Genomic DNA, 20,157 nt, shown 5'->3' with positions numbered 1-20,157 from the left:
GCTAATAAAAAATATGTCAACTAAATTATATAATAGGTTAACATTTAGTTTTAAGAGAAGGGGTATGGTTATGTACAACGAATTAGCAGAAAAAAATAAGAAGTATGTGTGGCATCCTTTCACTCAAATGCAGGATTACATAAATGAAGATCCCTTGATCATTTCACACGGAAAAGACCGTAAACTTTTTGATATGCAAGGCAATGAATATTATGATGGAGTATCTTCCATTTGGTTAAATGTTCATGGTCATAATATCCGAGAATTGAATGAAGCCATTATTCATCAATTAGATCAAGTGGCACATACAACTTTACTTGGGATGGCGAATGTTCCAGCCATTCTCTTGGCAGAAAAGCTAGTTGAAATCTCTCCAGATGGTTTAGAAAAGGTATTTTATTCTGATTCAGGTGCTACAGCAGTAGAGATTGCTATTAAAATGGCCTTTCAATACTGGAGAAATATAGGGAGAAGAGAAAAAAACTTATTTGTGACGATGAAGGAAGCCTATCATGGAGATACGATCGGAGCTGTTTCAGTAGGTGCGATTGACATATATCACCAGGCTTATAGTAGTTTATTGTTTCCAAGTTTAAAATTACCTTACCCTAATATGTATCGGCCGAAATATGAAGGTACAGCTGAAGATATAAAACAAGCATATTTAGCTGAGGTTGAAAATCTCTTTCAGGAAAAAGCCCATGAAATTGCCGCGTTAATTATTGAACCAATAGTCCAAGGTGCTAGTGGGATCATTGTCATGCCTGAAGGCTATCTCAAAGCGCTACATAAGCTGTGTATACAATATGATGTTTTGTTCATTGCAGATGAAGTGGCGACTGGTTTTGGGCGAACGGGGAAAATGTTTGCATGTGACCTAGAAAATGTTACACCGGATATTCTTACATGTGGAAAAGGCTTAACGGGTGGCTACCTCCCCGTAGCTGCAACATTAACGACAAATAGAATTTATGAAGCTTTTTTAGGTACATATGAGGAACAAAAAACTTTTTTCCATGGTCATAGTTATACTGGGAATCCACTTGGGTGTGCGGTTGCAATGGCAAATCTAGAATTATTTGAAAAAAATCAACTTTTAGAGCATGTAGATAAGATTTCACTTTTCATTCAGGAAAAAATGATGAAATTTCATGAATTACTGCATGTTGGGGACATACGACAAAGTGGTATGATGATTGGAATTGAACTGGTATCCGCCAAAGGAACAAAAGAACCTTATCATTGGAATGATCGAATAGGTGTAAAAGTTTCGAAAAGGGCTAAAGAATTAGGGTTATTGACACGACCTCTAGGTAACGTAATTGTGTTTATGCCACCTTTAGCTTCTACAGAATCAGAATTAGCAGAAATGATTGAAATCCTGCATCAATCGATTAAAGATATTACCGAAAATAAGGAATAACAAAAAAACCAAAACTACCAAAAATGAAAATTATGGTGGTTTTGGTTTTTAAATTTTGGCTATACCTTTAAATCTCTCTTTTCAAAGAACGTAAAGGTAACGATCATTAGCAATCCAACTAAAATAAAGGAAATCAGAATGAAAATTAAATCCAAACCTCCACCATACATGACATTTTTTGCTTCAAAGTATTTAAATGGGGTTAGAAATTTTAATCGCTTCATGCTTTCGTTTAAGTCTATGGCTACCGATAAAATAAACATGACTAAGAGTATAGCCGTCGATAAGGAAGATGCTTTTTTAGGATTTTGAGAAATGGCTGCAATAGCACTACCTATTGATAAAAAAAGTAACTGAAGTATATACATTCCTAGTATCGTAATCCCTATATTAGCCTGTACCTCCTCCCCTTCACTATACAACCCTACAAATAAAATACAGACAATCCAAGTGAACAAAGTTAAAATACTAACATTCGTTAGGGCTGCCAATACTTTCGATAAGATAATCTTTTTTCGTGAAATGGGTTTCACAAATAAAAATTCAACCGTTTTCTCTCTCTCTTCTTTCGAAATAATAGTTGCTCCAATCATTACAGCTTGGAGGGTTGCCATCAATAGTAGATACAAAAAAAGTAACCCGTAATATCCACTGGCTGTAGATATATCTAAACTCCCTATCCCCATTAAAGCTTGCAGTGATTGAGGCATTTGTGACATTAATTCATTCATAGATTGACCTGAGGATTTGAAACCCGCATATTTAGCCATCCCTGAACCAATCATAGCAAGCATTCCAATACACCATAGAATTAGTGATTTCCTATATGCCTTCATTTCTCTTATATAAACGTTCATTTGCAACAAGCTCCTTTTACTAGCTGTGTTTTATACAGTTTGGATATCCCTTTTGAGATAAATGATAAAACTAGTTACTACAGAAACAATAATGACAGCTATCCCTGTTACTAAGAAAGAGGTTTCATAGCTAGAATTTTGTACAATATAGGAAGAGTCGAAATACTTAAAAGGAGAAAAGTACCTTCCAATATCCTTACCGTCGCTGGATGCAATCATCCCAATAATAAAGAACATAAATACAATACCTAGCGAAATAGTAATGACTGATTTTACTTTTGGGAAAACCAAAGCTATTAAAATTCCAATAGAAAGAAAAATCAGCTGAATAAATAATAAAGTAAATGAGATTAACAGAAAGATTGTAGTGTTATAATTCTCTATTTTTACTATATTAGCAATAATGTTAGCGGCAATTAGATAAAAAACATTCGTAATCAGAATAGATATTACAGCTGCTAGGAATTTATTATAAAGAATGTATGAACGGCGAACAGGTTTAGTAAACAAAAAATCTGCTGTTTTTTCACGGGTTTCCTTAGAGATAATGGAAACTCCCAAATTCATCCCTTGTATTGCACCGCATAAGGTTATATACGTAAAGGCATAGGAATAAAAACCAATGAGAGATCCAATACTTTCAATTTGTATTCCTAGAGATTTTCTAACCCCTTCTGGGAATCCTTCTAATAACTTTTTAAACCCTACAATTTCCTTTGTGATAGAAGGGAACATCGACATGAAAAGAATTAATATTAAGACTAATGAAGCTGTCCAAACGAATGTGGATTTTTGGTAGGCTTTTATCTCATGCAAAAATATATTCATAGCATGTTAAGCCTCCTTTTCATAATAATGCATAAAAATCTCTTCAAGGTCCGGCTCTTCTATCCATAGATTGCTAATATTGACCTCAGCTATTTTCTTCATTACCGAGTTAATATCCCCTCTGTACACAAAACTAATTGTTTTACCTTGTAATTCAAGATTGTTTACTCCAGCGATATCGAAGAACTCTTTATCAATTTCGTCCTTACACTCAATTTTAAATTTCTTATGGGTATTTTCTTTTAATGTACTAATTTTTTCTACTTGTACAATTTTTCCTTCTTTAATAATGGCGACTCTATCGCATAAACGCTGTACTTCACTTAATATATGAGACGAAAACAGAATCGTGGCTCCTTTTTTATTTTCATTCTCAAGCAACTCGAAGAATTTTTGCTGGTTTAAGGGGTCTAACCCACTCGTCGGTTCATCCAAAATAATTAGTTTTGGTTCATGGAGCAAGCCTTGAACAATTCCTACTTTCTTTTTGTTACCAAGAGAAAGATCATCAATTTTCTTTGTAAGGTCCAAATCTAATATTTCGGCTAATTCTCTGATTCTTTTACTGCAATCTTTTTTATAAAAACTAGCGGAGTATTTTAGTAAATCAATCACCTTCATATTGTCGTAATAAAATACTTCAGAGGGCAAATAGCCAATATCCTTTGCAATTTCGGATGCGTGTTCAATACAGTCTTTTCCAAAGATTTTTGCATGGCCGCTTGTTGGATAAATCAGCGACAACAAGGTTCTTATGGTCGTTGATTTTCCTGCACCATTAGGGCCGATGAAGCCAAATATTTCTCCTTCTTCCACATTAAAACTAATATTATTAATCCCTCTTGATTTACCATAAGTTTTTGTCAGATTATTAATTTCAATGACATTCATGAGTGCAATCCTCCCTATTTATAAAACGAATTTTTCAGTAATTCTATATAGGAATCAATTTCTGATAAGACTTCATTCGCAGCAATTTGATCTACCGACATGGTTTTTGTTTTTGCTTGTTGTCTCGTTGCGACTCCTTCAAACGTCCAAAAAATAACCTCTATAGCTTTAGCAACATCTATACCTTCTTTAAATTTGGATAAATCAATATCAGAAAATAAATTGTTAAAGCTGATTCCAGTTAATTTTTCTTTTAGTTGATTAATATCTTCTTTTACCACTAAAGATTCTTCATTATTTACACTGATTAGGAAATTAATCATTTCTGGGTATTTCTTAAATAATTCAAATTTAATTAATGTAACTTGACGTATTGTCATAAAAATATCTCGTTCTTTCCAATCGAACACATTATATATTTCCTGTGCAAGCAAATCGGTTAAATGATGAAACAAAGATAAATACAAATCCTTCTTACTTTTGAAATAATGAAATAACAAGCCTTTTGAGATTTCTGCTACTTTTACAATGTCATTTGTGGAAGCTTTTTGATAGCCATTTTCCGCAAAAATCTTAGTCGCGGCATTTACAATCCGATTTTCCTTTTCTGGATCTATGTTTAAAGATTTGAACAACAAGTTGCAGTCCTCCATTTATGGAATATTACGTTGACCTGTGTGGTCAATTAGATTATATTACCATTGACCATGATGGTCAACTTGAAAAATTGAAATTCAATGTGTGGCTCTCCATCGAATAGCGGTCTTTTATTCTTTCAAATTAAAAATAGCCATTGCTAAAAAAGATTGAATTTGGAAAAATGAAAAAAAGAATGAATGGTGGGAAAAAAGATTGAAACAAAAAAGGATTAGAGATTATGGAGTAAAAATCGGTTATTTAAAAACTGGAAAATTAAACTCGATAACAGATGTTGAAGGGGTAACAGTTGGGCATGTTACACTGAGTAAAAATGAGATGCAAACGGGTGTAACAGCTATCCTGCCTCATCAAGATAATATTTTTAAAGAAAAATTAATCGCCTCAAGTCATGTCATAAATGGATTCGGCAAAACAGTGGGGACAATTCAGATAAACGAGTTAGGTTGTTTAGAGACACCGATTATATTGACCAATACATTAAGTGTAGGGACAGCAGCGGATGCATTAATTGAACATATGTTATACCACAATCCTGAAATTGGCAGGACAACTGGAACGGTGAATCCTATCATTTGTGAATGTAATGATATGTTTCTTAATGATGTACGTGCAAGATTTATTACGAAGGAGCATGTATTTCAAGCAATATCTGAAGCATCCACTGAATGTAGTGAAGGAACAGTTGGAGCAGGAACGGGGATGATTGCTTACTCATTAAAAGGTGGTATAGGTACTTCTTCTCGGATAATGGAAATGGATCATGGTGTTTATACATTAGGTGTTTTGGTGTTATCTAATTTCGGTAGATTGAGTGATTTAACAGTAAAAGGAAAGCCTGTAGGGGAAAAATTGCAGGAAGAGCTTACAAAGAAAGATGAAGAAAAAGATCAAGGTTCCATTATCATTATTGTTGCTACTGACCTCCCCGTTTCTGAAAGACAGCTGAACCGGATCATAAAGCGTGCAATCAGTGGATTGTCCCGTACAGGATCCATCATTACACATGGAAGCGGCGAGATTGTTATAGGTTTTTCGACAGCAACTAGGATTCCTCATGAAAAAACTTCTACTTGTCTATCAATCTCCATGATTCATGAAGAAGATATTGATACAGCATTTAGAGCCATGGGTGAGGCAACCGAAGAGGCGATATTAAATTCATTAGTAACTGCCACATCAGTAGTGGGTAGAGAGGGAAATAAAAGACCTGCATTAAAAGATTTAATCGATTCTTTAAATATTAAATTATCTACGTTTTAGTTTTATTTATCACGATATCATTCATGAAAAAGAGCTCAAGTCAAATGTATGACAAGAGCTCTTTTTCATGAAGCATTCTTTTGAATCATAATAGGTAATTCAATTGTAACCCTCGTACCATTATTTGGTTCACTTTCAAATATCATTTCCCCGTAATGCTGTTCTACAATTTTAAAACTTGCAGTTAGACCAAGACCTGTGCCTTTTTCTTTTGAACTGTAGAATGGTTCTCCTAACCTTGCCATGAAATCATCTGGAATACCAGGGCCATTATCTTCTATGGTAATTGCCACTTTAGCATTTTCATGTTTCTGTAACCTAACTTTCACAATCCCCTTCTCGCCTGCTGCTTCCATTCCGTTCCTAATAATATTAATGAATAATTGCTTTAATTGGTTTTCCTCACAATCTATAAAGCATTCACCTATATTTTCATAAGTCATTCTGATATTCATCATATTTGCTTCTACTTCTAAAAGAGAGACAACATCTTGAAGGGTTTTAGCAATATTTTTATTGCTAAATTGTAGAACTTGCGGTTTAGCTAATATTAGAAGTTCACCGACAATATCATTAATCCTGTCTAACTCATTGAGCATGATATCGTAGTAGAATTCATTATTATTGTCTTGGGATTTCATTAATTGCGTAAACCCTTTTAATGAAGTTAAAGGATTCCTTATTTCATGACCCACACTAGCGGCTAATTCACCTATTACTGAAAGTTTCTCAGTGCGCAAAAGTCGTTCCTCGGCAACTTTTTTGTCCGTTATGTCCCTACCAATTACGATTAAACCTTTTCGGCTTCCATCCTGATTGAATAAAGGCTGCTTGATTGTATCAAATGTTTTGGTTCCCCCACCTGGTAAAGGAATGGTTTCTTCGCAACGGGTCACAGTTCCGTTGTTCCACGCCTCTTCATCGGATCCAACGCAGTAAAGAAGTGCATCGTGATAGAACTCAGTATACTTTGCTAAATCAGCATCCGTTTTTCCTTTATAATCCACATGTTCTAATTGGAATAATTTTAAGCCATATGTATTAGTTTCAATCCATCTACCTTCTCCGTCTTTAAAACAAACAAAATCAACCATAGAGTTAATTAGTGAAGATAGTCGTTGCTCATCTTTCTTGAGCTGTACCATCTGTTCCATCCTTTTCATTATTAGATAAAAAAGAGTGGCGGTTACCATAATCAAGATAAATCCAATTCCGAATTCACCTATACGGATGAAGTTAGGTGAGATGTATCTATGAATGATAGCTTCTGAAGCTAAGATGAAAACACAGCTGATCAATACATATAATAATAGAAATTTATTACTTTTCTTCATCTTTTACAATCTCCTATATTTTTCAGCTACTAGTATTAACTCGAGTTTACTACTGGTATATCATTTTGTTATACCTTGATTATAAAATTTTACCAGAGAAAGCTATATCCATAAACAAAAAAAATAAACCGTAATTAATACAATGCGGTTTTTAGTGGGAAATTGAGTAAAATACATACTTTTGTAGGGGTTATATAAGTGATTATTGTATGTGATTGATGCATAATATCTATATACTGAAATAGTATTAATGTCTTTATTGGGTCTTTTTTATCGGGTTTAAAATCATGCCTGAAACTTCTTATTTTCAATAACGATAATTTGTTCCTTCGTCTTTTCTTTTGCAATTTGTTTAGTTTGATCCACTAACTGAAATATATGGCTATAACACTGCTGCGCTCCCTTTACGAGTAATGGTACCCCCAAAAAATCCAATCCTAATTCTCTTGATAGGAATCCCCCTAAAGTCATTGCTAGTGGAACAGTTGGAGATGTACTTGAGAAAATGATTTTTTCTTCAAGTTGAGACCTTTCTGCTAAAATCAAACTGAAATTGAAAAGGGAAGGTACTATAAGCCTTGAATATCGAATTCCAATTGTATAAACTGGATGATTTTCTTCGTCTTTCCCATGAAAAATAATTTTTCCTGCATCTTTTTTAGATAATTTATTAAAAAATGGTATGCTTAATATCTCTTCTTTTGTCAGGGTTTTGTTAGAAGCTTTTATGAGATTTAAATGGTATGCCGCAGCTATCGCAGATGTATGGGTACCACCGAAGTCATTATAAATATAAATCATAGCTGTCTCTATCCTTCCCAATTTACATTTTTATCAAATACTATCTCCTTTTAATTGCAATTTTATTTATATAGAAAGATAAACTAAAATGGCCGCTGTATGTAAGTCCATGATAAAATTGTCATTATTACCATTTCATTCAAGCAAATTACTAGGATAAAAGGAAGATTATCAATGATAAATGAGGCAATTGAAAGGATTCGTTCACAGTTATATGAAATAACCGATTTAAATGATTTAAGTGCCCAGCATACAATACAATTGAGCGAACAACTTAACAGATTGCTCAATTTTCAATCTAGAATGACAAATAAGAATGTCAATATGGACTATTCAAACTCACGTGTTCATGCAAATGCGATTCAAAATATACTGGCAGTATCTGCAAAGGAAAAATTTGACCTGTCGTATATACTTGAAAAGAGTATTGTGAAAAATGATACGTGGTACAAACTAGATTTAGTCTATTTACTACTTAACTCCATATCCAATAAGTACGGATGGGATGCAGTAGAGTATATGGGGGAGTTTGTTCCAGAAAAATGCATCTATCCTGATGATATTGATACTTTCTATGATTCCTTGCTTAACTTGAATTATATTTATTATTTAAACCATAAATCTAATATTTATATTGGAGAGTATTTGCTAGAAACGGCTATTAGAAGTGAACTGCAACTTTTTTGTCATACTCCTCATTACCCAGCATCTTTTAATCACGGGATTATAAAAGGACTTGCAAACAAATATAATACTTCACTTAAACTTTCAATCACTAACCTTGATCAAGGTGGACATTTTAAAATTGTCATTTAATCCCTTTAAGCAAAAAAGCCGTTGATTCTAGTGCAGAATCAACGGCTTTTTTACTCCCATTCAATTTTCTTTATGATTCGTGCTGGATTTCCACCTACTACTACATTATCCTGAATATCTTTCGTCACGACTGATCCTGAGGCAATCACTACATTGTTACCTATATTAACTCCAGGATTAATGACCGCTCTTCCACCAATCCAAACATTATGGCCAATACTTACGGGTTTTCCAAATTCTATTCCAGATCGCCGTTCGACTGGATGTAGAGGATGTGTCGCGGTATAGATATGGACTCCTGGAGCCATAAAGCAATGATCCCCAATCCGTACTTCACAAACATCTAAGATGACACAATCAAAATTCGCGTAGAAATTTTCTCCAACATGTAAGTTGTATCCATAGTCACACCGAAATGTAGGTTCTACAGACAAGCTTTTCCCTGTAGATCCGAATAATTCTTTTAATAGTTTCGTTCGTATGTCAGTTTCTGATTCGAGTGTTTGATTGTAAACTCTTGTTAAACGACGCGCATTTTCACGGTCATTCACTAATTGTGGGTCAGCTGCATTATACATCTCCCCACTTAACATCTTTTCCTTTTCTGTTTTTGACATTGCTCCACCTCATGGCTTTTTCATTTAATATACTATAGTAACGTAACAGAATACTATTTTAAGCATATAGCTCTTCCAAAAAAACCGTTGGAAAATATATTTTTCTAGATTTATGTAACTTAACTGATAATTCATTCAATACCTTCCTTATATTGGTCATGTACTCACAGTCTATTTTATTGCAAAATAAATAGTGCAAGATTAATAACTTTAATTAAATGGAGGACAAAATGAAGAAAGTAGTATTATCATCAGTTTTAGCTTTTTCACTACTATTCCCCACTTATGTATTAGGAGCGGGTACATATAAAGTAGTAAGCGGAGATACATTATGGAAAATTGCTTCTAAGAACCAAGTGGGTGTTACAGAATTGATTAAAGCGAACCCGCAAATTAGCAACATCAATATGATCTATGTTGGTCAAACTATTAATATTCCAATGAGTACGACTCAAACGGTAGAGCAACAAGTGGTAAACCTAGTTAACCAGGAAAGAGCGAAAGTAGGCCTTCCTGCATTAAAATCAGATTGGGAGCTTGCTAGAGTAGCAAAATACAAATCTGAGGATATGAGAGATAAAAACTATTTTGATCACAATAGCCCAACTTACGGTACTCCATTTCAAATGATGAAGTCTTTCGGAATTAGCTATAGCTATGCTGGAGAAAATATCGCTGCAGGTCAAACAACAGCACAAGCAGTCATGACAGCATGGATGAACAGCCCAGGACATAAAGCAAACATTCTTAGCAAGAATTTCACGTATATCGGAGTAGGTTATGCTAAGGGTGGATCATATGGCCACTACTGGACACAACAATTTATTAGTAAATAAAAGTATAAAACTTGGTTAGAACCAAGCCTAAGCGCACGAAAAAAGGCAGCTCCGAAGCTGCCTTTTTAATATTTACTTTATCAACTTTACTTTATTTACGAGTTTAAAAGAACTTGTTCCGTAGTAACAACCGTAGCAAACTCTTCATTCAAATTGACCATCGTCATATTATGGATAGTCTCCGCACTATATACAATACCGTCTGGACCTTTACGATCAAACGTAGCTGTTGCGTCCGTAACCAAATACGTATTAAATCCTAAATTACCCGCCATTCTCGTTGTCGTTTCCACACAATGGTTGGTTGTTAATCCAACGATTACTACAGTATCAATGTGACGTTCTCTTAAACTACTTTCTAAATTGGTTCCAATAAATGAACTATTGACCACTTTCCTGATTACAGGCTCTTCTGGTAGAGGCTTCACTAAATCTTTAAAATCATGTGCCGGTTTATAAGATCCTTCAACGTGCTGGATATGGAAGATTGGTCGATCAGAAGCTCTCCATTTTTCCAATAAAGATGCGATGTTTTCTTCGGCTTGTGGATTATTTCGGTTTCCCCATCTTGGCTCATTAAAGAATTTTTGAACATCAATTATAATTAAGGCTGCATTTTTCGGTAATGTTTTTATCATTATTATTCCCCCTTTGGATGATTAAATTGTATATCATCTTTAAGGAATTCTTAATGACAAAACTAAGGTAGTTTTCCCTATTTACTTATAAAATAAAGTTATTTTTTTACATTTACTTGTAAAAAAAAACAAAGGAAATTTTATGTTATGACTGAAGATTCAATCGGTGAAGACAGTACCAACAAAGTAGATGACTTGCCATATTGCATCGTAGAGTCAATAAAGCTTTCTAGGGAATGGACGGAAGAAGTAACCAGTTTGACTAAATAGCTGTATTTACCTGCCAGTCTATGACATTCAACAACATCCGGATATCCCTTGCAAAATTCAACAAACTGTTTGCATCTTTCAGTATCAAATAAAATAAAAGCTGTAATAATTTTATCAAGTTTATGAGGATCGACTGTAATTGTATAATGCTTGATGATTCCACGATCTTCTAATTTTTTGACACGTTCTGTGGCAGCTGGTGCAGTCAAGCCTACAACTTTACCCAATTCGGTCATCGTTTTTCTACCGTTTAGTTGCAATTCAATAAGGATCTTTTTATCTACCTCATCCATTTTCCTAACTCCCCCTCGTCTTTTGCCAATATTAAAATATGTAATGGTTTGCATGAATTTGTCAAATAATATCTAGAAAGTCTTTATTCTAAACTCTTAATTGTATATGTCTGTTAAAGAGAAGAGAATGGTTTAAATCACTTGAATAATATACCAGGATTTTAGCATGGTTAGATGGTAATTTCTATTGATTATTTATTCTGTGACATTTTTCTTTATTCTATATACTGGAACTTTATAGGTGTATGGATTACCATCTCTAGACTATAATTAGATGATGCGTTTAATCTAGTTTATATTTAATTAAAGTTTATTTAGTCAGGCGGAATTATAAAATGAGTATCTTAATTAAAGATTTTCAAACCTTTTTATTGAACACTTTTTTCGTCTTTACTTTTTTCTACCTTTATACCAAGATTATCGAAAGAAAGATGAGTCCCATTATTAATGAGATATTAATAATCATAATATCTGGATTTTCGATACTTCTCTCAATGTCCTTCCCACTCGAATTATCGGAAGGAAATATTTTTGATATGCGTCAAGTTCCCTTTATTATTGGTGCATTGTACGGTGGTAGGAGAGTTGCAGTTATTTTATTTTTCATTTTAGTAGGTTTTCGTTTTTATTTAGATGGTCAAGGATTGTATGGTGCATTTACCGTATCTACTCTTCTGCTAATTTCTTTATGGTTCATTATTCCGTCATTTATTAAAACAGTTAGTATGAAAAAAAGAATATACCTTGCAACTTTGTCTTCCTTACTCGGATTGGTATTTTTGATGTTAATCGTATTCTTGCTTTCCTCTGAAATCGTCAATCAAAGATACTTATCATTTATCATCCCTTTTTTTATAGCGCAATCTATTGCAATTATCTTATTTGTTAATTTTATTGAAAAATCCAAACTAAATGCTGCAGTCGCCAGGGAAATTAGAAAGTTAGAAAAATTAAAAACGGTTAGTGATATGGGTGCAAGTATAGCCCATGAAATTAGAAATCCTCTTACAGTTACAAAAGGTTTTGTTCAATTAATGAGAAATCCTGAGTTAACATCCGATGAGAAGAAGCTTTATATCGATTTCGCTATTGCTGAATTAGACCGAGCTGAACATATCATTTCTGATTATTTGACTTTTGCAAAGCCTACTCTAGAAAATATTGAAATTTTAGAATTAAATAAACACTTAGACTTTATTATTCAAATTGTAAATCCATACGCGACCATGAACAATGTACAACTTAAGGTCCAAATTGAGGATGACATTTATGTAGCAGGAGAGAAACAGAAGCTCCAACAATGTATAGTTAATATTATTAAAAATGGCATTGAATCCATGGAATCCGGCGGGATAATTGAAATTAGTTTAAAGAAAAACAATGGCACAGCCGAATTGAAAATAAAAGATTCAGGTAATGGAATGAATGAAGAACAAATTGACAGATTAGGAACCCCTTTTTACTCAACAAAAGACAAAGGAACCGGATTGGGTACAATGGTTGTTTACAGCATTGTTAAAGCCATGCGCGGAGATATTAAAGTGGAAAGTGAAGTGGGTATAGGAACATGTTTTACAATAAACTTCCCAATCGTTGACAAATCATAACGACTACAAAAATAGACAGCCTAGAGCTGTCTATTTTTTGAGCTGTTCAATTGTAATAAGGTTGTTACTATTATTTTGATTTTTTATTTAAAGATTCTCTTGCTGCTCCATGATGTGCCAATTCTTCTGCAAATTCTTCCGTAACACGGTTTGGCTCAATTTTTAGGTTTTTCGGTGTTTGAGGTAGTGAGTTTTTATTGTTACTAGAAGATGTATGATTATTTCCTCTTCCCATGACGATCCCTCCTAATAATTTTGGTTCGATTATAGTATTGGTTCAGAACGAACTTTTTTATGTTCAAAAATAAAAAGTGTCTTAAATTAAGTGTGAGAGCAAATACTAAGCATTGGAATCGCACTAGGAGGGCTTGAATATGATTCACATTTTTTCTCACAATGATTTAGATGGACAATCATGTGGAATGCTCGGCAGAATCGCATTTGGAGAGGAATCGGTAAAAGCTACATATTGTTCGCATGACACCATTAACCAAAGAGTCTCACATTTTTTAGATGAAGTTAAAGATGAAAATCAAACTTTATACATAACGGACATTGCTGTGAATGACGATGTAGCCAAGAAAATCCAATCCTTTTTTGAAAGTGGACATACCGTTCATTTAATTGATCATCATGCAACCGCATTTCATTTAAATAGTTATAAATGGGCAAAAGTGATTGACAAAGCTGATGATGGAAAACTTACTTCCGCCACTTCCCTATTCTATGAACATCTAGTTGAAAAAGGTTTATTACAGGATAGTGGTGCGCTTAAGGAATACGTGGAACTTGTAAGGCAGTATGATACGTGGGAATGGTTTGAGAATGAAAACAACAATGCAAAAAGGTTAAATGATTTATTTTACCTTTTTCCACCAGGGGAATTTGAACAGAAAATACAAGCAAGACTTCAAACTGAACCTAAATTTACCTTCAATGATGTGGAAATAACCATTTTGACCATGGAAGAGGACCGTAGAAATGGTTACATTCGTAGGAAACAACGGCAAATGGTTGAAATTTGGCATGATTATTCTACGAAAGAATCAAAAGGAAGATATCGTATTGGAATTGTTCATGCAGAAAATCACCAATCTGAACTTGGAAATGAATTAAACAGAAACAATCCTCACTTAGATCTTATTGTACTAATTAATATTGGTACAAAACGTATTGGATTTCGAACCATTCACGACGAAGTAAATGTTTCATTATTTGCAAAACAATATGGTGGTGGTGGGCATCCTAAAGCATCAGGTGGTACTTTGACAAAAGAAGGTTTTGATCATTTTGTTACACCAGCCTTTGAGGTTTGGCCACGGAAGCAAGATGCTCAAGATAACACCCAGAATACAAAAGGAAATTCGCATGGAACGTTTTACATCAATCATGACAAAGAAATAACAAGTATTCATACTCAGAAAGAAAATAGTTGGAAAATTCTTCATAAAAAAGATTGGGTTAACGAGATATTTCCTTCTTTTGAAGAAGCAGAAATGTATGTTAAAAGACATTACAACTCTTGGCTCATGGATGATATAGATTTTAAAAGACATCAGAGTGAATCCTAACATTCCGTATGAAAAAGGGCCGATTCATTGAATCCGGCCCAAACTTACTTACATTTTATTATATACACTCTCAAGCTTGCTCTTCATATTAGACTTTTTATCTCTTCTGTCATCTATCCGGATATTTGTTGCAATTCGCATGATTCCCTTATTAAATACGGCTTCGTGGAGAGCCTGGACGGTATCGAATAACACCGGAAGGTCTCCTTCGATAATTGTACTCATTGGTGTAAGTTGAAACTCAATTCCTTTATCTTCTTTATACTTCATTAATACCTTTTGAATCTCAGCTACATAATCACTCACACTTGTTGTCTCTGTCCCAATGGGAATAATTGTAATATCGACAATTGCCATTTCAGCACCACTTTCCAAAGTTTTTGAGCTAAATAAACAGACCTATTCAACAACAGGTCTGTTTTCAAATATTACTCTCCTAGATCCACATTGTGGTAAACACGTTGAACATCTTCCAAATCTTCAAGTGCATCTATTAGTTTTTCAAACTGAGTTTGTCCGTCTACAGATAGTTCAATTTCATTTTGTGCAAGCATAGTCAGTTCAGCAACTGTAAATTCCGTAATTCCAGCATTTTTAAATGCCTCTTGTACAGCATGAAACTGTTCAGGCTCTGCATAAATAATGACCGCTTCATCTTCTTCGAGAATATCACGAACATCTAAATCTGCTTCCATTAGGATTTCAAGAGCCTCATCTGCTGTTTTCCCTTCAATGCCAAATACCGCTGTAGCATCAAACATATAGGATACAGATCCGCTAACTCCCATGTTCCCACCATTTTTTCCAAATGCTGCACGCACATTCGAAGCAGTACGGTTAACGTTGTTTGTCAGTGCATCAACAATAATCATGGAACCGTTTGGACCAAATCCTTCATAACGAAGCTCATCGTAGTTTTCATCGGATCCACCTTTTGCTTTATCAATAGCACGATCAATAATCATTCTTGGGACATTATATGTCTTCGCACGCTCAAGCACGAACTTTAAAGCCTGATTGGATTCAGGGTTCGGCTCCCCTTGCTTTGCAGCTACGTAAATCTCTAACGCGAACTTAGAATATACTCGACTTGTATTAGCATCCTTTGACGCTTTTTTTTCCTTAATATTGTTCCATTTGCGGCCCATTAGTAACACTCGCTTTCAACATTATATATACATTTTGTAATGGCTAGTCTCTATTCTATTAGAGATGGCATGTTACATTCGATAATATTATACCTCAAAAAGATGGTTTGTTAAGTGTTTAATCTATTGAATAGCCTTCTTCTATAATGGATTGGTACATTTTATTACAAGGATAAGATAACCAAATCTTATATAATTGGAAAACCATACCACTAATATTACAGGAAGTAATCATTTTGTATCAAAAATGAAAGTAAACTGAAATCCTTATTATAATGGAACTTTGTTAAAATACATGGATGGAAACGGCTAGATATTCATAGAATTGTTGGAGCCCTATTCTAAACAACGTGAAAATAAACATTGGGGGATCGACATGACTTTAGATAATCAACTCATCAATAAAAGATTTCATAAAACTTTAATAGAGGAAAATGATACTCGTCATCCTGTACAAATACTAGGGGAGAAATATTTTGATGAAAATCAAAATGAGGTTCCGGAGCTCTCCTCAATTCGATTTGCACAAGGTGAAGTTTATTACCATTATAAAGATTTCGAATCTGCTATCTTTAAATGGCAAAATATTGACAATGAACTGGCATCATGGGCACTAAAGAATATGGCAGATGCTTATGTGGAGCTAGGCCTACTTACAACAGCTGAAGAAATATACAAATCTGTATCAGATGAATCGAGTACAGTTAATTCTGAAGTAGCATTGCAATTATTCTCGTTATACATAGACCAAGGAAAAATGAAGCTTGCGGATGGGATTATTAAAAAAGCTATCGGAGCAAATCCAGATTATCCAAATGTAACTACAGTGGCACGTGCATTCTTTGAAGAGCAGGAAGACAATAAGAGTGCTGTTGATTTAGCTTTACAAGAAGGAATTCGAACTCAATCCCTCTACTGGTTTGAGGTATTAAAATCTTATATCGATAGTGGAAATACAGAATCGTTGCCACCTTCCTATTTCAAAGAAGGGTTATCGACTGTATATCATCTTGATGAGGGGTTATTTGAAAAAATGGCTGTATCCCTCTGGAACAGTTATAAGAGCGACGAACACTATAAAGCATGGATTAATGAATTTAATTCTCTGATTCTTAACCTTGAAAATATAAGAGGGAAATCCATGCCTGATCTTTCTTCCTTGTTTGAGGAAGCTTATTTACATTTCCTCAAAGGAAATTATTTTATTAAACAACTAACAAATGTTATGCCAAATCTATTGACGGCTTGGCTATATATTACTGATTCTTCGCGGGCATTAAAGGCTAGTTCAGCCGCTTTATCATGGGATGAATTATTCCCCGGAAGCATTGATGATTCGTCAATAAATGCAGTAACCCACCTTATTAATGAATCTCAAAGTCTTCACCTAGATATACTTGAAGACACACAAGATTTATTTGATTCCATTGCATCATGGGCGACTGCTCATGATTTAAAAGTAAACTTCAAGCACAACTGGCAGGTTCGCGAACTTTTAGATTTTGAAAATCGACGTGTAGTGATAGCAGGCACTTCAGATAATTCAAAGACATCTTTTATTAACTCGATTATGGGTGAATCTATTATTAAAGAGAGCCCAATTTCACTTGGGTGGACTATTAAAGATAACGATGAGTTCTCCATCTGTGAAATAAATAATATAGGATTAAAATCGTTATCGACATTAGATGATTTAAACTTTCGGAGCCATGTGGAACTAAATCTTCCTAATACATTTTTAAATCAATATAAACTATCAATGCTATATAACTCCAATGATTATGATCGATTGGATGAATATCATTTAGCGGACAGTATTTTATTTATATTGGATGCTGATGCTCCTTTTACAGAAGCCGAGTATGATTTATTAATTAGGATTCAAGAGAATGCTCCAGATCTTCCTATTCATTTCGTTCTAAATAGTCTTCAAGAACATGTTTACGGTGGAAGCTACGAAGATGCTGGATTAACAGTAAGAGAATACTTCCCTTCTGCAAGTGTCATGAAATATTCGTCCTTCCAGCCTTCAATCCAAGGTCTTCAGCAATTAGGAGATACTATTCATGCCTCTATCTCTATGGATACAATAGAATCTAATCGAACATTTAAGATTTTAGATGTTATTAGTACTAGTATTAAAAATTTGGTGAGAAAACGTTTAGAGGTTGAAACCGAATTAGAAAATACCATTCAGTGGAATGAAGAAATGGTTGTAAAGTTAAATGGAGCCATTCACCAAGTAAAAGATCTTGAAAAAGACCATGTAAAGAAGATTTCCTCTTCTTATTACTCAATCAAAGAAGAAGTTAGACAAAAACTGAAAAAGGAAATACCAAGTCTCCTTCGAGATTGCTCTTCTATTATTAAAGAAGACAGTGATTTTGGGAAAATCCATTTAGAATTGAATGATGAAATGAACAATCGCGTTCAGTTTTATCTACAAACAACTATCTTACCAGAAACATATCGTTTACTACATGAATGGATTGAGGCATCTAATGAAGATTTTACTGGAAGTCAATATTTCTTAAATGAAATGGCAGAAGGATTTAATAATTTGTACAAAGAAAATCGAATGAAGCTAAATTGTGACTTAAAAATATTGGATGACTGGAGAAGAGATGCAGATCGACTTACCACAAGTGTCCAATTGGAAAAAGTCAATATTCTACTTCGTCATACTCCTTCGCAAGTACTTTTAAAAAGTGCTGGAAAGCTTTTTAGTGCCATAACACAAAATCAAACACTGATGTACAACAAATATAAAAAATTTGTTGAAACAGAAGATTATCAAGATATTACTCTGTTAATAATTGACAAGTTCCTTCAGAAGTTTGAACTGTTCGAACAATCAATTGAAAGAGATATTTCAATATCATTCAGAGAACCAGCTAATATTTTAATAGCAGCAGAGAAAGAAGCAAGACAGGAAATCGAGACAAATAAACAACAGCTTAACCAAATGAGGAAAAATCCACGTGAATTTGAAGATCCAATCACTTTATTTAAAGTTAGGCTACGTCAATTTCAGTATATGTTGGAATTGAAATGATCACTTAATAGAGCTAGACCATACAACCCTAATTGACACGAAAAAGAGCATCAATATGGATGCTCTTTTTCGTGTATTAATTGTTAATTGTGATTAAGTACATTTGGAGCGGGCTATTAACCCCCTAAATGATCACCCACTAGTTTGTAGCACATTTGGAATGTAAGGTTGTTTGGAATCTTCTTTTCGACTAACCTCATCAATTTTTGTGACAAACATTTGGAACACTTTCCTTTTTTCTTCTAAATCTTTTATTTCACCCATTAGTTCATGGTATCTTTCTTCAAATGGCTTATGATATTGTTCTCGTATCGTCTCAATTAGTTCATCATTGAGTGTAGATTGAATGACTTGTTTAGTGATGCCATACTTATATGTATAAAGCTTCAATTCTTGTTTTACTTTTTGGTATTCTTCATCAATTTCGCTTAATAACTCTGAAATTTCCTCTTTCCATTCTTCTAACGATTTCTTTATATATGATTCCATAGGACCTCCCAGTATTTCATTATAATTTTTAGGAAAATATGTACGTTACCCTTTATCATTATACGGAGGTTTGATTACAGAAGGTTTTCGATAAGATTACGTTCTATTTTAATTATGGTTAATAGTTTGAAATAATTGTAGTATTGTCTAGTCGCAATTATGATTAATTTCTAAAATTAGAAGTTAAATTCTTTGTTTCCAATCAAATGTAAAAAAGCAGAGTGTTTATTCTCTGCTTCCAAATTTCTATAATTTTGGTTGGATGGCTGCATGTACATCATAATCCTCAAGATTAATGTCTGTTGGTTGACCGAGGGCGATTTTTGCTAACTCTGCCCCTACATATGGGCCACAAGTCAGTCCTGAGGCTCCCAGTCCATTGGCTACCAAGATTCCCTTCATGTTCGGCAATTCCCCTATCACCGGAAGAAATCCAGGAGTAAAGGGACGGAAACCAACCCTTGTTTCAAGTAGAGTGCCACTTGCCAAACCCGGGGCTATAGATAATGCTTTTTGAAGAACTTCAAAGACTCCCCCTGCTGTCACCCTTTTGTCAAAACCGACATCATTTTCATGGGTTGCTCCTATCACTACTCGACCTTCATCAAAAGAAAGAAGGTATTGATCATTAGGAGGCATGACTACTGGCCATTTATTTGTTGAGTAACCAACCAATTCTAGATGAATAATTTGAGCTTTCTGTGGAGTCACCATAAAGGAAACGCCAAGAGGTTCTAATAACTCTTTTGACCAAGCACCAGCA

Annotated in this window: 21 protein-coding genes; 7 read left to right on the top strand and 14 right to left on the bottom strand. The window is 34.1% G+C overall.

What is annotated here, in order from left to right; all coding sequences use genetic code 11:
* Positions 1 to 13 precede the first annotated feature (13 nt).
* Positions 14 to 1,423: an adenosylmethionine--8-amino-7-oxononanoate transaminase gene (gene bioA / locus DBX25_RS02640; RefSeq protein WP_420812895.1), complete on the top strand. Its 1,410-nt coding sequence runs from the start codon at positions 14 to 16 to the stop codon at positions 1,421 to 1,423.
* A gap of 59 nt (positions 1,424 to 1,482) precedes the next feature.
* Here the strand turns inward: bioA and DBX25_RS02635 are convergent, their stop codons facing one another.
* From DBX25_RS02635 to DBX25_RS02620, 4 genes are read right to left on the bottom strand one after another with little or no spacing between them, the layout of a single operon-like run.
* Positions 1,483 to 2,280: an ABC transporter permease subunit gene (locus DBX25_RS02635; protein WP_108669219.1), complete on the bottom strand. Its 798-nt coding sequence runs from the start codon at positions 2,278 to 2,280 to the stop codon at positions 1,483 to 1,485.
* A 30-nt stretch (positions 2,281 to 2,310) separates the two neighbouring features.
* Entirely contained in the window at positions 2,311 to 3,108 is a 798-nt protein-coding gene (locus DBX25_RS02630; protein WP_108669218.1) for an ABC transporter permease subunit, read from the bottom strand.
* Positions 3,109 to 3,114: 6 nt separating this feature from the next.
* On the bottom strand, positions 3,115 to 3,999 hold the full coding sequence (locus DBX25_RS02625; RefSeq protein ID WP_108669217.1) for an ABC transporter ATP-binding protein: 885 nt from the start codon (positions 3,997 to 3,999) through the stop codon (positions 3,115 to 3,117).
* 14 nt (positions 4,000 to 4,013) lie between these two features.
* Positions 4,014 to 4,637, bottom strand: a complete 624-nt coding sequence (locus DBX25_RS02620; RefSeq protein ID WP_240620127.1) for a TetR/AcrR family transcriptional regulator — start codon at positions 4,635 to 4,637, stop codon at positions 4,014 to 4,016.
* Between the two features lie 214 nt (positions 4,638 to 4,851).
* Between DBX25_RS02620 and DBX25_RS02615 the strand changes: the two genes are divergently transcribed.
* Positions 4,852 to 5,919, top strand: a complete 1,068-nt coding sequence (locus DBX25_RS02615) for a DmpA family aminopeptidase (protein ID WP_108669215.1) — start codon at positions 4,852 to 4,854, stop codon at positions 5,917 to 5,919.
* Positions 5,920 to 5,984: 65 nt separating this feature from the next.
* Here DBX25_RS02615 and DBX25_RS02610 read toward each other — a convergent pair whose 3' ends face one another.
* Both DBX25_RS02610 and DBX25_RS02605 read right to left on the bottom strand, forming a co-directional pair.
* Complete coding sequence (locus DBX25_RS02610; RefSeq protein ID WP_108669214.1) at positions 5,985 to 7,253, bottom strand: ATP-binding protein; 1,269 nt, start codon at positions 7,251 to 7,253, stop codon at positions 5,985 to 5,987.
* A gap of 285 nt (positions 7,254 to 7,538) precedes the next feature.
* The gene (locus DBX25_RS02605) at positions 7,539 to 8,054 is read right to left on the bottom strand and encodes a DUF3189 family protein (protein WP_108669347.1); all 516 of its coding nucleotides are present in this window, start codon (positions 8,052 to 8,054) and stop codon (positions 7,539 to 7,541) included.
* A 174-nt stretch (positions 8,055 to 8,228) separates the two neighbouring features.
* Here DBX25_RS02605 and DBX25_RS02600 point away from each other — a divergent pair, with 174 nt between their 5' ends.
* Positions 8,229 to 8,870: an aspartyl-phosphate phosphatase Spo0E family protein gene (locus DBX25_RS02600; RefSeq protein ID WP_108669213.1), complete on the top strand. Its 642-nt coding sequence runs from the start codon at positions 8,229 to 8,231 to the stop codon at positions 8,868 to 8,870.
* Between the two features lie 50 nt (positions 8,871 to 8,920).
* Here DBX25_RS02600 and DBX25_RS02595 read toward each other — a convergent pair whose 3' ends face one another.
* Entirely contained in the window at positions 8,921 to 9,487 is a 567-nt protein-coding gene (locus DBX25_RS02595) for a sugar O-acetyltransferase (RefSeq protein ID WP_108669212.1), read from the bottom strand.
* A gap of 230 nt (positions 9,488 to 9,717) precedes the next feature.
* On the opposite strand from DBX25_RS02595, the gene safA reads away from it, so the two are divergent.
* Positions 9,718 to 10,323 carry a SafA/ExsA family spore coat assembly protein gene (gene safA / locus DBX25_RS02590; RefSeq protein WP_240620126.1) on the top strand — a complete coding sequence of 202 codons (606 nt, stop codon included), beginning with the start codon at positions 9,718 to 9,720 and terminating at the stop codon, positions 10,321 to 10,323.
* Positions 10,324 to 10,418: 95 nt separating this feature from the next.
* Here the strand turns inward: safA and DBX25_RS02585 are convergent, their stop codons facing one another.
* On the bottom strand, positions 10,419 to 10,961 hold the full coding sequence (locus tag DBX25_RS02585; protein WP_108669210.1) for a cysteine hydrolase family protein: 543 nt from the start codon (positions 10,959 to 10,961) through the stop codon (positions 10,419 to 10,421).
* A gap of 140 nt (positions 10,962 to 11,101) precedes the next feature.
* Complete coding sequence (locus DBX25_RS02580; protein ID WP_108669209.1) at positions 11,102 to 11,524, bottom strand: Lrp/AsnC family transcriptional regulator; 423 nt, start codon at positions 11,522 to 11,524, stop codon at positions 11,102 to 11,104.
* 335 nt (positions 11,525 to 11,859) lie between these two features.
* On the opposite strand from DBX25_RS02580, the gene DBX25_RS02575 reads away from it, so the two are divergent.
* Entirely contained in the window at positions 11,860 to 13,131 is a 1,272-nt protein-coding gene (locus tag DBX25_RS02575; RefSeq protein WP_108669208.1) for a sensor histidine kinase, read from the top strand.
* A 70-nt stretch (positions 13,132 to 13,201) separates the two neighbouring features.
* Here DBX25_RS02575 and DBX25_RS02570 read toward each other — a convergent pair whose 3' ends face one another.
* Positions 13,202 to 13,366 (bottom strand): YfhD family protein, encoded by a 165-nt coding sequence (locus DBX25_RS02570; protein ID WP_108669207.1) that lies wholly within the window; start codon positions 13,364 to 13,366, stop codon positions 13,202 to 13,204.
* 139 nt (positions 13,367 to 13,505) lie between these two features.
* On the opposite strand from DBX25_RS02570, the gene DBX25_RS02565 reads away from it, so the two are divergent.
* Entirely contained in the window at positions 13,506 to 14,702 is a 1,197-nt protein-coding gene (locus DBX25_RS02565; protein WP_108669206.1) for a DHH family phosphoesterase, read from the top strand.
* A gap of 48 nt (positions 14,703 to 14,750) precedes the next feature.
* Here the strand turns inward: DBX25_RS02565 and DBX25_RS02560 are convergent, their stop codons facing one another.
* Positions 14,751 to 15,059 (bottom strand): MTH1187 family thiamine-binding protein, encoded by a 309-nt coding sequence (locus tag DBX25_RS02560; protein WP_108669205.1) that lies wholly within the window; start codon positions 15,057 to 15,059, stop codon positions 14,751 to 14,753.
* A gap of 71 nt (positions 15,060 to 15,130) precedes the next feature.
* Entirely contained in the window at positions 15,131 to 15,850 is a 720-nt protein-coding gene (locus DBX25_RS02555; protein ID WP_108669204.1) for a YebC/PmpR family DNA-binding transcriptional regulator, read from the bottom strand.
* Positions 15,851 to 16,226: 376 nt separating this feature from the next.
* Between DBX25_RS02555 and DBX25_RS02550 the strand changes: the two genes are divergently transcribed.
* Complete coding sequence (locus tag DBX25_RS02550; protein ID WP_108669203.1) at positions 16,227 to 18,905, top strand: P-loop NTPase family protein; 2,679 nt, start codon at positions 16,227 to 16,229, stop codon at positions 18,903 to 18,905.
* A 132-nt stretch (positions 18,906 to 19,037) separates the two neighbouring features.
* On the opposite strand, the gene DBX25_RS02545 is transcribed toward DBX25_RS02550, so the two are convergent.
* Both DBX25_RS02545 and DBX25_RS21110 read right to left on the bottom strand, forming a co-directional pair.
* Positions 19,038 to 19,394 carry a hypothetical protein gene (locus tag DBX25_RS02545; RefSeq protein WP_108669202.1) on the bottom strand — a complete coding sequence of 119 codons (357 nt, stop codon included), beginning with the start codon at positions 19,392 to 19,394 and terminating at the stop codon, positions 19,038 to 19,040.
* 246 nt (positions 19,395 to 19,640) lie between these two features.
* Positions 19,641 to 20,157 (bottom strand): NAD(P)/FAD-dependent oxidoreductase (locus tag DBX25_RS21110; RefSeq protein ID WP_240620125.1); only part of this gene is annotated, 517 nt, incomplete at its 5' end.

Source organism: Peribacillus acanthi, assembly GCF_003073175.1.
Classification (GTDB): Bacteria; Bacillota; Bacilli; order Bacillales; family DSM-1321; genus Bacillus_BN; species Bacillus_BN acanthi.
This window is presented reverse-complemented; position numbering and strand designations above follow the sequence as displayed.

What these genes read in the sequence shown, in the direction of transcription:
- DBX25_RS02560 (WP_108669205.1), bottom strand. Translation starts at nt 15,059, where the DNA reads ATGGCAATTGTCGATATTACAATTATTCCCATTGGGACAGAGACAACA.
- DBX25_RS02605 (WP_108669347.1), bottom strand. Translation starts at nt 8,054, where the DNA reads ATGATTTATATTTATAATGACTTCGGTGGTACCCATACATCTGCGATA.
- DBX25_RS02555 (WP_108669204.1), bottom strand. Translation starts at nt 15,850, where the DNA reads ATGGGCCGCAAATGGAACAATATTAAGGAAAAAAAAGCGTCAAAGGAT.
- DBX25_RS02635 (WP_108669219.1), bottom strand. Translation starts at nt 2,280, where the DNA reads ATGAACGTTTATATAAGAGAAATGAAGGCATATAGGAAATCACTAATT.
- DBX25_RS02580 (WP_108669209.1), bottom strand. Translation starts at nt 11,524, where the DNA reads ATGGATGAGGTAGATAAAAAGATCCTTATTGAATTGCAACTAAACGGT.
- DBX25_RS02545 (WP_108669202.1), bottom strand. Translation starts at nt 19,394, where the DNA reads ATGGAATCATATATAAAGAAATCGTTAGAAGAATGGAAAGAGGAAATT.
- DBX25_RS02570 (WP_108669207.1), bottom strand. Translation starts at nt 13,366, where the DNA reads ATGGGAAGAGGAAATAATCATACATCTTCTAGTAACAATAAAAACTCA.
- DBX25_RS02600 (WP_108669213.1), top strand. Translation starts at nt 8,229, where the DNA reads ATGATAAATGAGGCAATTGAAAGGATTCGTTCACAGTTATATGAAATA.
- DBX25_RS02610 (WP_108669214.1), bottom strand. Translation starts at nt 7,253, where the DNA reads ATGAAGAAAAGTAATAAATTTCTATTATTATATGTATTGATCAGCTGT.
- DBX25_RS02550 (WP_108669203.1), top strand. Translation starts at nt 16,227, where the DNA reads ATGACTTTAGATAATCAACTCATCAATAAAAGATTTCATAAAACTTTA.
- DBX25_RS02595 (WP_108669212.1), bottom strand. Translation starts at nt 9,487, where the DNA reads ATGTCAAAAACAGAAAAGGAAAAGATGTTAAGTGGGGAGATGTATAAT.
- safA (WP_240620126.1), top strand. Translation starts at nt 9,718, where the DNA reads ATGAAGAAAGTAGTATTATCATCAGTTTTAGCTTTTTCACTACTATTC.
- DBX25_RS02625 (WP_108669217.1), bottom strand. Translation starts at nt 3,999, where the DNA reads ATGAATGTCATTGAAATTAATAATCTGACAAAAACTTATGGTAAATCA.
- bioA (WP_420812895.1), top strand. Translation starts at nt 14, where the DNA reads ATGTCAACTAAATTATATAATAGGTTAACATTTAGTTTTAAGAGAAGG.
- DBX25_RS02585 (WP_108669210.1), bottom strand. Translation starts at nt 10,961, where the DNA reads ATGATAAAAACATTACCGAAAAATGCAGCCTTAATTATAATTGATGTT.
- DBX25_RS02565 (WP_108669206.1), top strand. Translation starts at nt 13,506, where the DNA reads ATGATTCACATTTTTTCTCACAATGATTTAGATGGACAATCATGTGGA.
- DBX25_RS02630 (WP_108669218.1), bottom strand. Translation starts at nt 3,108, where the DNA reads ATGAATATATTTTTGCATGAGATAAAAGCCTACCAAAAATCCACATTC.
- DBX25_RS02575 (WP_108669208.1), top strand. Translation starts at nt 11,860, where the DNA reads ATGAGTATCTTAATTAAAGATTTTCAAACCTTTTTATTGAACACTTTT.